The sequence below is a fragment of the Pseudomonas sp. B40(2017) genome (genome assembly GCF_002112855.1).
Taxonomy (GTDB): domain Bacteria; phylum Pseudomonadota; class Gammaproteobacteria; order Pseudomonadales; family Pseudomonadaceae; genus Aquipseudomonas; species Aquipseudomonas pharyngis.
Map to the genome: position 1 here is coordinate 472,568 of NZ_NEIT01000002.1, position 12,379 is coordinate 484,946.

The 12,379-nt window shown below is 60.2% G+C and carries 11 protein-coding genes and 1 pseudogene; 7 read left to right on the forward strand and 5 right to left on the reverse strand.

Annotated elements, in window-relative coordinates:
• Positions 1-117 precede the first annotated feature (117 nt).
• The gene (locus CAF76_RS05835; protein ID WP_085647060.1) at positions 118-1,704 is read left to right on the forward strand and encodes an ABC transporter substrate-binding protein; all 1,587 of its coding nucleotides are present in this window, start codon (positions 118-120) and stop codon (positions 1,702-1,704) included.
• A gap of 132 nt (positions 1,705-1,836) precedes the next feature.
• Here the strand turns inward: CAF76_RS05835 and radC are convergent, their stop codons facing one another.
• The gene (gene radC / locus CAF76_RS05840) at positions 1,837-2,511 is read right to left on the reverse strand and encodes a DNA repair protein RadC (protein WP_064600411.1); all 675 of its coding nucleotides are present in this window, start codon (positions 2,509-2,511) and stop codon (positions 1,837-1,839) included.
• 135 nt (positions 2,512-2,646) lie between these two features.
• On the opposite strand from radC, the gene coaBC reads away from it, so the two are divergent.
• The 4 genes and pseudogenes from coaBC (at position 2,647) to argB (ending at position 6,879) form a co-directional block, all read left to right on the forward strand.
• Positions 2,647-3,855 (forward strand): bifunctional phosphopantothenoylcysteine decarboxylase/phosphopantothenate--cysteine ligase CoaBC, encoded by a 1,209-nt coding sequence (gene coaBC / locus CAF76_RS05845; protein ID WP_039765205.1) that lies wholly within the window; start codon positions 2,647-2,649, stop codon positions 3,853-3,855.
• A 5-nt stretch (positions 3,856-3,860) separates the two neighbouring features.
• Positions 3,861-4,316, forward strand: coding sequence for a dUTP diphosphatase (gene dut, locus CAF76_RS05850; RefSeq protein WP_007954445.1), 456 nt, complete (start codon positions 3,861-3,863; stop codon positions 4,314-4,316).
• A gap of 256 nt (positions 4,317-4,572) precedes the next feature.
• Positions 4,573-5,949 (forward strand): annotated as a pseudogene (locus CAF76_RS05860) (phosphomannomutase/phosphoglucomutase); the annotation flags it as partial.
• Positions 5,950-5,973: 24 nt separating this feature from the next.
• A complete protein-coding gene (gene argB, locus CAF76_RS05865) occupies positions 5,974-6,879 on the forward strand; it encodes an acetylglutamate kinase (protein WP_007954443.1) in 906 nt (301 codons plus the stop codon).
• 69 nt (positions 6,880-6,948) lie between these two features.
• Here argB and pyrE read toward each other — a convergent pair whose 3' ends face one another.
• Positions 6,949-7,593 carry an orotate phosphoribosyltransferase gene (gene pyrE, locus CAF76_RS05870; RefSeq protein WP_007954442.1) on the reverse strand — a complete coding sequence of 215 codons (645 nt, stop codon included), beginning with the start codon at positions 7,591-7,593 and terminating at the stop codon, positions 6,949-6,951.
• A gap of 82 nt (positions 7,594-7,675) precedes the next feature.
• On the opposite strand from pyrE, the gene CAF76_RS05875 reads away from it, so the two are divergent.
• A complete protein-coding gene (locus tag CAF76_RS05875) occupies positions 7,676-8,455 on the forward strand; it encodes an exodeoxyribonuclease III (RefSeq protein ID WP_007920349.1) in 780 nt (259 codons plus the stop codon).
• A gap of 79 nt (positions 8,456-8,534) precedes the next feature.
• On the opposite strand, the gene gltS is transcribed toward CAF76_RS05875, so the two are convergent.
• From gltS to rph, 3 genes are all read right to left on the reverse strand, one after another.
• A complete protein-coding gene (gene gltS, locus CAF76_RS05880; protein ID WP_064600414.1) occupies positions 8,535-9,743 on the reverse strand; it encodes a sodium/glutamate symporter in 1,209 nt (402 codons plus the stop codon).
• A gap of 384 nt (positions 9,744-10,127) precedes the next feature.
• Positions 10,128-10,496: a DUF4870 domain-containing protein gene (locus tag CAF76_RS05885; RefSeq protein ID WP_064600417.1), complete on the reverse strand. Its 369-nt coding sequence runs from the start codon at positions 10,494-10,496 to the stop codon at positions 10,128-10,130.
• 29 nt (positions 10,497-10,525) lie between these two features.
• Complete coding sequence (gene rph, locus CAF76_RS05890) at positions 10,526-11,248, reverse strand: ribonuclease PH (protein WP_003229494.1); 723 nt, start codon at positions 11,246-11,248, stop codon at positions 10,526-10,528.
• Between the two features lie 267 nt (positions 11,249-11,515).
• Between rph and CAF76_RS05895 the strand changes: the two genes are divergently transcribed.
• Positions 11,516-12,379, forward strand: coding sequence for a YicC/YloC family endoribonuclease (locus CAF76_RS05895; protein ID WP_085647062.1), 864 nt, complete (start codon positions 11,516-11,518; stop codon positions 12,377-12,379).

Consider the following 12,379-nt stretch of genomic DNA (forward strand, 5'->3'; position numbering starts at 1 on the left):
ACCGCGCAGCCCCGAAAATGCAAAAAGGGGATAGTCATTTGCAATCGCGACCACTAGGGTAGGCCTTTTCCAGACTGCACTTGCAGATGGGCCTTCGATCTGTAAAGGAAGCCGACCATGCGCCTCGCTGCCCTCCCCCTGCTCTTCGCCCCGCTGTTACTGAGTCCACTGGCCCAGGCCGCCGCCCTGAGCGTCTGCACCGAGGCCAGCCCCGAGGGCTTCGACGTGGTGCAGTACAACTCGCTGACCACCACCAACGCCTCGGCCGATGTGCTGATGAACCGTCTGGTGGACTTCGACACCGCCAGCGGCAAGGTGGTCCCGAGCCTGGCCGATAGCTGGGAAGTCAGCACCGACGGCCTGACCTACGTGTTCAAGCTGCACCCGCAGGTGAAGTTTCACACGACTGATTACTTCAAGCCGACCCGCGAACTGACCGCCGAAGACGTCAAATTCAGCTTCGACCGCATGCTCGACCCGGCCAATCCGTGGCACAAGGTCGCCCAGAGCGGCTTTCCCCATGCTCAGTCGATGCAGTTGCCGAGCCTGATCAAGAAGATCGACGCACTGGATCCGCTGACCGTGCGCTTCACCCTCGATCACCCGGACTCGACGTTCCTCGCGACCCTGAGCATGGGTTTCGCCTCGATTTATTCTGCTGAATACGCCGACAAGCTGTTGAAGGCCGACGCCACCGACAAGCTCAACAGCCAGCCGGTCGGCACCGGGCCGTTCGTCTTCACCCGGTTCCAGAAAGACGCCTCGATCCGCTACAAGGCCAACCAGGACTACTTCCGCGGCAAACCTGCGGTGGACCCGCTGATCTTCGCCATCACCCCGGACGCTAACGTGCGGCTGCAAAAGCTGCGGCGCAACGAGTGCCAGATTGCCCTGTCGCCAAAACCACTGGACGTACAGGCTGCCAAGCAGGAGCCGACGCTGAAAGTCGAAAAGACTGACGCGTTCATGACTGCTTTCGTAGGCATCAACAGCCAGCATCCGCCGCTGGACAAAGCGGAAGTGCGCCAGGCGATCAACCTCGCCTTCGACAAGGCCAACTACCTGAAGGCCGTGTTCGAGGACACCGCCGAAGCCGCCAACGGCCCGTACCCGCCGAACACCTGGAGCTACGCGAAGAACCTGCCGGGTTACGCCCACGACGTGAACAAGGCCAAGGCCCTGCTGGCCAAGGCCGGATTGAAGGACGGTTTCCAAACCACCATCTGGACGCGCCCGTCCGGCAGCCTGCTCAACCCGAACCCGAGCCTCGGCGCGCAGCTCCTGCAATCGGATCTGGCAGAAATCGGCATTCAGGCGGAAATCCGCGTGATCGAGTGGGGCGAACTGATCCGTCGCGCCAAGGCTGGCGAACATGACTTGCTGTTCATGGGCTGGGCCGGCGACAACGGTGACCCGGACAACTTCCTCACGCCGCAGTTTTCCTGCGCGGCGGTCAAATCCGGCACCAACTTCGCCCGCTACTGCAATGCCGACCTGGACAAGCTGATCAGCGCCGGCAAGACCACCAGCGAACAAGGCGTGCGCACCAAGCTGTATGAGCAGGCGCAGGCGCAGATTCAGCAGCAGGCATTGTGGCTGCCGCTGGCGCATCCGACCGCCTATGCGCTGACGCGTAAGGACGTGCAGGGTTACTCGGTGAGCCCGTTTGGGCGGCAGGATTACTCCAAAGTCACCCTTAAATAACCCGCCACAACACAAAACCTGTGGGAGCTGGCTTGCCAGCGATAGCGGACTGACAGACAACATTGTGCTGAATGTGCCGCCGTCATCGCTGGCAAGCCAGCTCCCACAGGGTTTTGCATTCTCCCTTCGGAGCTACATCCAGCCACACTCCGCCATCGACAACGGTTCACCATCGCCAACGATGAAGTGATCGAGCACCCGCACATCAATCAACTCCAAAGCCTTCTGCAAGCGCTTGGTCAATAATCGATCAGCCTGACTGGGATCGGAGTTTCCCGACGGATGGTTGTGGCACAGGATCACCGCTGCCGCGTTGTTGGCCAGGGAACGCTTCACGACTTCCCGGGGATGCACGGCCGTGTTGTCGATCGAGCCGCGAAACAGCGTCTCGAAAGTCAGCACCTGATGTTTGGAGTCGAGAAACAGGCAACCGAACACCTCGTGCGGCTCGTGGCGCAGCATGGCCTTGAGGTAATCACGCACGACCTGCGGATTTTCCAGCGCCGTTTTCTGGCGCATGCGCTCGGCCAAGTGTCGCCGCCCCATTTCCAGCACGGCCTGCAACTGGGCGAACTTCGCCGGGCCCAGGCCCAGTTGTTCACTGAACGTTGCGAGATCGGCCTCAAGCAAAGCACGCAAGCTGCCGAACTGACTCAACAGATGCCTTGCTACATCCACCGCACTTTTGCCGGATACGCCGGTACGTAGAAAAATCGCCAGCAATTCGGCATCGGAAAGACTTCCCGAGCCCTGTTCCAACAGCTTCTCCCGCGGCCTTTCCGCCGCCGGCCAATCGCGAATACTCATACACCTTCCTTGTCTGTGGGCGCCGCTGTTCCGTAGCGGTCGCTGTGATATCGTAGCCCATCTTTTTTGCGGGCGAATTCACCCTGGGGAGGGGGTTTCGCCACGTATGTCACCAACGAAATGAAAGGCAGACCTATGCAGCGGCTGTATCGGAAACGCATCGTTCTGGGCGTCGGCGGCGGCATTGCTGCCTACAAGAGCGCCGACCTTGTGCGCCGCCTGATCGATCAGGGCGCCGAAGTGCGCGTGGTCATGACCCGTGGCGGCAGCGAATTCATCACCCCGTTGACCATGCAGGCGTTGTCCGGTCACCCGGTTCACCTGGACTTGCTCGACCCGGCCGCCGAAGCGGCGATGGGCCACATCGAACTGGCCAAATGGGCCGATCTGGTGCTGATCGCCCCGGCCACCGCCGACCTGCTCGCCCGTCTGGCCCAAGGCATTGCCAACGATTTGCTGACCACCCTGGTGCTGGCCACCGACGCGATCGTAGCGGTCGCCCCGGCCATGAACCAGGCCATGTGGCGCGACCCGGCGACCCAGGCCAACCTGCAACTTCTTGAAAGCCGTGGCCTGAAGACCTTCGGCCCGGCCTCGGGCAGCCAGGCCTGCGGCGACGTCGGCATGGGCCGCATGATGGAAGCCACCGACCTGGCCCAGCTCGCGGCGGACTGCTTCCAGCGTCAGGCATTGACCGGCAAGCACGTGGTGATCACCGCCGGCCCGACCCAGGAAAACATCGACCCGGTGCGCTACATCACCAACCACAGCTCCGGAAAAATGGGCTTCGCCCTGGCCGAAGCGGCAGTGGAGGCCGGCGCCCGCGTGACCCTGATCAGCGGCCCGGTGCACCTGCCGACGCCGGATCGCGTGACCCGTATCGACGTGGTCAGCGCCCGGGACATGCTCGCCGCCTGCGAAGCCGCGATTCCTTGCGACATCTTCATCGCCTCGGCGGCGGTGGCGGACTACCGCCCGGAAGTCGTCGCCCCGCAAAAATTGAAGAAAGACCCTACGAGCGGCGACGGCTTCGTCCTGCAAATGGTGCGCAACCCGGACATCCTGGCCACCATCGCGACCCGTCCCGACCGTCCGTTCAGTGTCGGCTTCGCCGCCGAGACCGAACACCTGCTCGACTACGCTGCACGCAAGCTGAAGGACAAGAATCTCGATCTGATCGTCGCCAACGACGTCGCCAACCCGAGCATCGGTTTCAACAGCGAAGAAAACGCCTGCAGCGTCATCGACCGTGCGCTGCACGCCACGCTTTTCGCCCAGACCAGCAAGAGCAAGATCGCTCGCCAACTGGTCACTTTTATCGCCGAACGTCTGAACCAGGTTTAATTTACATGCACGCTTTGCAAGCCAAGATCCTCGACCCACGCATCGGTACCGAATTCCCGCTGCCGCAATACGCCACACCGGGCTCCGCCGGCCTCGACCTGCGCGCCATGCTGCAAGAGGACATCGTGATCAAGCCGGGTGAAACGGTGCTGATCCCGACCGGCCTGTCGGTCTATATCGGCGACCCGAACCTCGCCGCGCTGATCCTGCCGCGCTCGGGCATGGGCCATAAGCACGGCATCGTGCTGGGCAACCTCGTCGGCCTGATCGACTCCGACTACCAGGGCCCGCTGATGGTCTCCTGCTGGAACCGTGGCCAGACCGAATTCACCATGCCGGTCGGCGAGCGCCTGGCGCAGCTGGTGCTGGTGCCGGTGGTTCAGGCGCACTTCGAAATGGTTGAAGAGTTCGTCGAAACCGAACGCGGCGCTGGCGGTTTCGGCCATTCCGGCACCAAGTGATTGGTTTTGTGGCGAGGGAGCCTGCTCTCTCGCCATAAAAATACGCAGATTCATCTGCAAGCTTTACCGCTGAAAATCAAGGCATTGACAGGCCAAAGCCACGCCGTACAAGGCGTCATGGCCCTTTCACACCACGAACTCTCTGTGAAAACCGCCGTCATACCCTTCAGTTTGAGCTTGCCGTCGAATAGTCGTCGGTGTGTCCAGCCACTTTCGAGATGGAGCATTTTCGCAGATGAGCACCCCCGCCCAAGTCGCCCCGAAGCTTCCCGACAGCATCTTCCGCGCCTATGACATTCGCGGCACCGTGCCGGAATTCCTCAATGCCGAAACAGCCTACTGGATCGGTCGTGCCATCGGTTCCCAGAGCCTGGCCCAGGGCGAACCGAACGTGTCCGTTGGCCGTGACGGCCGTCTGTCCGGCCCGGAACTGGTTGCCGAACTGATCCGCGGTATCGCCGAAAGCGGCTGCCATGTCAGCGACGTCGGCCTGGTGCCGACCCCGGCGCTGTACTACGCCGCCAACGTGCTGGCCGGCAAATCCGGCGTGATGCTCACCGGCAGTCACAACCCGTCCAACTACAACGGCTTCAAGATCGTGATCGCCGGCGACACCCTCGCCAATGAACAGATTCAGGTTTTGCATGAGCGTATCAAGACCGGCAACCTGAGCAGCGGCACGGGCAGCGTGACCCAGGTCGAAATCCTCGACCGCTACACCACCGAAATCGTCCAGGACATCAAACTGGCCCGGCGCCTGAAAGTCGTGGTCGACTGCGGCAACGGCGCGGCCGGCGTGATCGCCCCGCAGCTGATCGAAGCGCTGAACTGCGAAGTCATCCCGCTGTTCTGCGAAGTCGACGGCAACTTCCCGAACCATCACCCGGACCCGGGCAAGCCTGAGAACCTCGTCGACCTGATCGCCAAGGTCAAAGAAACCAACGCCGACATCGGCCTGGCCTTCGACGGTGACGGTGACCGCGTCGGCGTGGTGACCAACACCGGCACCATTGTGTTCCCGGATCGCCTGCTGATGCTGTTCGCCCGTGACGTGGTGGCGCGCAACCCGGACGCGGAAATCATTTTCGACGTCAAATGCACCCGTCGCCTGATCCCGCTGATCAAGGAATATGGCGGTCGGCCGCTAATGTGGAAGACCGGTCACTCGTTGATCAAAAAGAAAATGAAACAGTCCGGCGCGCTGTTGGCCGGCGAAATGAGCGGGCACATTTTCTTCAAGGAGCGCTGGTTCGGTTTCGACGACGGCATTTACAGCGCCGCACGGCTGCTGGAAATCCTCAGCAAGGAAAAATCTTCGGCCGAGGAGCTGTTCGCGACCTTCCCGAACGATATTTCCACGCCGGAAATCAATATCCATGTGACCGAAGAGAGCAAATTCAGCATCATTGATGCACTGCACGATGCGCAGTGGGGCCCAGGCGCCGACCTGACCACCATTGACGGCGTGCGGGTCGACTACGCCAAAGGCTGGGGCCTGGTGCGCGCATCCAACACCACACCGGTGCTGGTGCTGCGCTTCGAGGCCGATGACGAGGCTGAATTGCAGCGCATCAAGGCTGTGTTCCATGCCCAACTGAAACGCGTTGCACCTGATCTCCAACTACCGTTCTGATTGCTGATTCACCCGGAGCCCTGAATGACCCTCGAACGCGATGCCGCCGCCAACACTGCCAAGGTCCTGTCCGAAGCGCTGCCTTACATCCGCCGATACGTCGGCAAGACCCTGGTGATCAAATACGGCGGCAACGCGATGGAAAGCGAGGAGCTGAAAACCGGCTTCGCCCGCGACATCGTGCTGATGAAGGCCGTGGGCATCAACCCGGTGGTCGTGCACGGCGGTGGCCCGCAGATCGGTGATCTGCTCAAGCGCCTGTCGATCGAAAGCCACTTCGTCGACGGCATGCGCGTCACCGACGCTGCGACCATGGACGTAGTGGAGATGGTCCTGGGCGGTCAGGTCAACAAAAGCATCGTCAACCTGATCAACCGTCACGGCGGCAGCGCCATCGGCCTGACCGGTAAAGACGCCGGGCTGATTCGTGCGAAGAAACTCACCGTCACCCGCCAGACCCCGGAGATGACCCAGCCGGAAATCATCGACATCGGTCATGTAGGCGAAGTTGTCGGGATCAACACCGAACTGCTGAACCTGCTGGTCAAAGGCAACTTCATCCCGGTGATCGCGCCGATCGGCGTGGGTGAAAACGGCGAGTCGTACAACATCAACGCGGACCTGGTGGCCGGCAAGGTTGCCGAAGCACTGAAAGCCGAGAAGCTGATGCTGCTGACCAACATCGCCGGCCTGATGGACAAGTCGGGCACCGTACTGACCGGCCTGAGCACCCAGCAGGTCGACGACCTGATCGCCGACGGCACCATCTACGGCGGCATGCTGCCGAAGATCCGCTGTGCACTGGAAGCGGTTCAGGGCGGCGTGGGCAGCTCGCTGATCATCGACGGCCGTGTACCGAACGCGATCCTGCTGGAAATCTTCACCGATACCGGTGTGGGTACGCTGATCAGCAATCGCAAGCGTCCGTAAGCGCTCGCGCAAACAAAAAGACCCCGCTCAGCCTGGCTGAGCGGGGTCTTTTTTTGCCTGAAGCTGCGATCAGACGCCGAACTGGGCGCGATAGGCTTCAACGGCTGGCAGGTGCTGCTTGAGCTGCGGATCGTCAGCCAGGAATTCCAGCACCTGGTTCAGCGACACGATGCTGATGACCGGAATGCCGAAATCACGCTCGACTTCCTGAATCGCCGACAGCTCGCCGTTGCCGCGCTCCTGACGGTTCAGGGCGATCAGCACACCGGCGGCCTTGGCGCCGTCCTGGGAAGCGATGATCTGCATCACTTCACGGATCGCGGTGCCGGCGGTGATCACGTCGTCGATGATCAGCACTTCACCGGTCAGCGGTGCGCCGACCAGGCTGCCGCCCTCGCCGTGGGCCTTGGCTTCCTTGCGGTTGAAGCACCATGGCAAATCACGATTATGGTGTTCGGCCAGCGCCACGGCAGTGGTTGCCGCCAGCGGGATGCCTTTGTAGGCCGGACCGAACAGCACGTCGAACGGAATACCGCTCTCGGCGATGGCTGCGGCGTAGAAACGGCCCAGCTGCGCGAGCGCGGAACCCGAGTTGAACAGGCCGGCATTGAAGAAGTAAGGACTGGTGCGCCCGGACTTCAGGGTGAACTCACCGAAGCGCAAAACGCCGCGATCGATGGCAAAACGAATGAAATCGCGCTGATACGCTTGCATGAAAAAAACCCCAAATACCACGGATTTAGCTAATTAGCTTGACGCCGTGTATCATACACGCACGCGATTTTTGGGGCCATTTATGCGGATCATCAGTGTGAACGTCAATGGTATTCAGGCTGCAGTCGAGCGCGGTTTGCTCAGTTGGCTGCAGGCACAGAATGCCGACGTCATCTGCCTGCAGGACACCCGTGCCTCCGCCTTTGAACTGGACGACCCAGCCTTCCAACTGGATGGCTACTTCCTTTATGCCTGCGATGCTGAAGTCCCTGCCCAAGGTGGCGTGGCTTTGTATTCGCGGTTGCAACCGAAGGCTGTCATCAGCGGTCTCGGATTCGAGACGGCCGACCGCTACGGGCGCTACCTGCAAGCAGATTTCGACAAAGTCAGTATTGCCACCTTGCTGCTTCCTTCGGGGATGAACGGCGATGAGGACTTGAACCAGAAGTTCAAGCTCATGGACGATTTCGGCAAGTACCTGGACAAACAGCGGCGCAAACGTCGCGAGTACATTTATTGTGGCTCGCTGTACGTCGCGCAGCAGAAGCTCGACATCAAGAACTGGCGCGACAGCCAGCAATCCCCGGGTTTCCTGGCGCCGGAACGCGCCTGGATGGACGAGATTGTCGGCAACATGGGTTATGTCGACGCCTTGCGCGAAGTCAGCCGCGAAGGCGACCAGTACAGCTGGTGGCCGGACAACGAACAGGCCGAGATGCTGAATCTGGGCTGGCGCTTCGACTACCAGATCCTGACTCCAGGGCTGCGGCGCTTCGTGCGCAGCGCACGCCTGCCACGTCAGCCAAGGTTCTCGCAGCATGCGCCGCTGATCGTCGACTACGACTGGACGCTGACTATCTAAGCGCAGTTTCGTAGTTGAAAAAATGCCCGTATCACAAGATACGGGCATTTTTTTGCCTGCGTTCGAAGTGAAATCGAACTCAGATGACGGCGAAGAAAGGCAGCATCAGATACAGTTTGATCACGATGACATTAATAATGTCGATGAAGAACGCCCCCACCATCGGTACGACCAGAAACGCGATCTGCGAAGGCCCATAGCGTTGCGTAACCACTTGCATGTTAGCGATGGCAGTCGGCGTGGCACCGAGACCAAAACCGCAGTGCCCCGCCGCCAGTACGGCAGCATCGTAGTTACTGCCCATCATCCGGAACGTCACAAAGATCGCGAACAGCGCCATGACCAGCGCCTGTACAGCCAGAATGATGAAGATCGGCAACGCCAACGCCGCCAGATCCCACAATTTGAGCGACATCAGGGCGATCGCCAGAAACAGCGAGAGGCTGACATTCCCCAACACCGAGACTTCACGTTCAAACACCTGATACAACCCCAGCGCTGAAAGACCGTTGCGCAGCACCACGCCCACGAACAGCACGCAAACGAACGTCGGCAATTCGAATGCCGTGCCGTGAAGCAGGCCATTAAGAAGATTACCCGCCAGCAAGCTGACCGCGATCAGAGCCAGGGTTTCGATAAAGGAAAATGGCGTGATCGAGCGCTCTTTGTTCGGCTGCTCGAAGCCCCGTGGCAGGCTTTGCGGCGCCTGGGCGTTGCAGCCAGGCACTTCCACACGCTTGATGAGTAAACGAGCAACCGGACCGCCTATCAGACCACCCAGTACAAGACCGAACGTCGCAGAGGCGATCGCCAGTTCCGAGGCGGAGGCCAGGCCGTATTTCTCATTGAATACCGCGCCCCATGCAGCGCCGGTACCGTGACCGCCCGCCAGGGTAATCGACCCCGTCAGCAGCCCCATCAGCGGATCAAGGCCAAGCACTTTTGCGAGTCCGATACCCATGGCGTTTTGCAGAATCAGAAGGCCGATGACCGCTAACAAGAACATTCCGACTACGCGACCGCCCTTCTTGAGACTGGCGAAATCGGCACTCAGACCGATAGTGGCAAAAAACGCCAGCATGAGCGGTGTCTGCAATGAGGTATCGAAACGAACTTCTATATCGAGCGCTCGCAATACCAGAAGAACCAGCGCAACCAACAACCCACCCGCAACGGGTTCGGGAATATTGAAATTGCGCAGTACACCAACACGGGCAACAAGGCCACGCCCCAGCAGAAGTACGAGTGAAGCGGCCACGAGCGTGCCGTAGAAATCGAGCTGAATCATCTGGATTATTCTTGGCTATATATTCAGAGGCGAACTTTCCCTGGATACGCCTCATGAACCGGCGAACTTTTCAACACCGGAAACACTGGAATTCAAAAGCCTTCGATGGCTTGAACATATCGAAATATTTCTGAAGGAATATAACGTGCGGCAACCATAGCAAGCATAAAGTCATGCTGCCAATGTCCTTCGGCAACATAAAGGCAACGTACTTGTGACTAAAAATGTAAGGCTGATGAATATATTAAATATCCTCTACCACTCATCGCAGAAAGATTATTCCTACAAGCATTACAGGTTTATTGAGTTGCAAAAAAGCCCTGACAAGTCAGGGCTTTTAAATATGCGGATTGATTATTCCAACATGCACCTTTCGGCCGGATGCTATTTGATCAACCGCCAAGTGAACGGATAGCGATACGGGAAACCTTCGTTGGCTTTCACTCCACCGATAATTGTCAGCACCAGCGCCGCAATGGCCAGCAGGCCGAACAGCACGAATCCGATAATCAGCAGCATCAGCACGAAGCAGATCATCGAAGCGATCGCCACGGTGATCTGGAAATTCAGCGCTTCCTTGCCCTGGGCGTCGATGAACGGATCGGTCTCGCGCTTCATCTGCCACAGGACCAGCGGCCCGATCAGCGTGCCGAACGGAATCCAGATCCCCAGCAAGGCGGACAAGTGACAAAACATGGCCCATTGGCGAACCTCCTGGCTCGGCTTGGGCAGCAACTCTTGCTCACCACTCATTGCGTCCTCCTTGCGGGTTACGAACCTGCTCAGTCGGCCAGTGCAGCCTTTTGCAGTTCGAAGATCTCGTTCATGCCTTTCTTCGCCAGCTCCAGCATCGCGTTCAGCTCTTCAGGCTGGAACGGCGCGCCTTCGGCGGTGCCCTGCACCTCAATGAAGCCACCGGTGCTGGTCATCACCACATTGAGATCGGTCTCGGCGGCAGAGTCTTCAAGATAGTCCAGATCCAGCACCGGCTCGCCCTGGTACATGCCCACGGAAACAGCACCGATCATTTGCTTGAGCGGGTCGCCGCCTTTCAGGCCGCCGCGCTTCTTGATCACTTTCAGTGCATCGACCAGCGCAACCATGGCGCCGGTGATCGACGCAGTGCGGGTACCGCCGTCGGCCTGGATCACGTCGCAGTCGACGTACAGGGTGACGTCGCCCAGCTTGGACATGTCCAGCGCGGCGCGCAGGGAGCGGCCGATCAGGCGCTGGATTTCCAGGGTACGACCGCCCTGCTTGCCACGGCTCGCTTCACGCTGGTTACGCTCGCCGGTGGCGCGCGGCAGCATGCCGTACTCGGCGGTCAGCCAACCCTGGCCCTGGCCTTTGAGGAAACGCGGCACGCCGTTTTCGACGCTGACGGTGCAGATGACCTTGGTATCACCGAATTCGACCAGTACCGATCCCTCGGCGTGTTTGGTGTAGTTGCGGGTAATGCGGATCGAGCGGAGCTGATCGGCAGCGCGACCACTTGGACGTTTCATAGGAGATACCTGTACTGGGGACGGAAAACTGCGGAGCATTATAGAGCCGCGCACCGCGCCTGGGCACTCGTTAAAAAATCCGGCCGACGACCGAAGGCCCTGAAACGCGCTTCGCCGACGGCCTGCAGCCCTTTGTCACACCGTGTGTTTGGGCGCATCTGCCGCACTGCGCTACAATCCTGCGCCTTTGCTGCCAGTCGGCTTAAATTCATTGATATCGAGCTGCGGAGCTTCAATTCGCGCCGATCTGTATCGCGAGGTCACCCCATGGTGCACAGCATGACCGCCTTCGCCCGCGTCGAAAAAGCCGGCGTTCAGGGCACCCTGAGCTGGGAACTGCGCTCGGTCAACAGCCGCTACCTGGAACCCCACCTGCGCCTGCCGGAGTCGTTTCGCGACCTCGAAGGCGCCGTCCGCGAATCCCTGCGCCAGGGCCTGTCGCGCGGCAAACTGGAATGCACCCTGCGTTTCACCGAGGAAAGCACCGGCAAGCCGCTGCAGGTGGATCGCGAGCGCGCCGCGCAACTGGTCGCTGCTGCCGAAACCGTTGCAGGCCTGATCAAGAACCCGGCCGCGCTGAACCCGCTGGAAGTGCTGGCCTGGCCAGGCGTACTGGTCGCCGACGCCACCGACCCGCAGGCGCTGAACGCCGAGGCGCTGGCCCTGTTCAATCAAGGCCTGAAAGACCTCAAGGCCGGCCGCGAGCGCGAAGGCGCGGAGTTGGCCCGCCTGATCAACGATCGCCTGACCTCCATCGAGGAAGATGTGGTGACCCTGCGCGAACTGGTTCCGCAGATGCTCGCCACCCAGCGCCAGAAAGTCCTCGACCGTTTCGCCGACATGAAGGCCGAACTGGACCCGCAGCGCCTGGAACAGGAAATGGTCATCCTCGCGCAAAAGAGCGACGTGGCCGAAGAACTGGATCGCCTGAGCACCCACATCATCGAAGTTCGCCGGGTGCTGAAATCCGGCGGTGCCGCCGGCCGGCGCCTGGACTTCCTGATGCAGGAGCTCAACCGCGAAGCCAACACACTGGGCTCCAAGGCCTTCGACCCGCGCAGCACCCAAGCGGCGGTCAACCTCAAGGTGTTGATCGAGCAGATGCGCGAACAAGTGCAGAATATTGAGTAA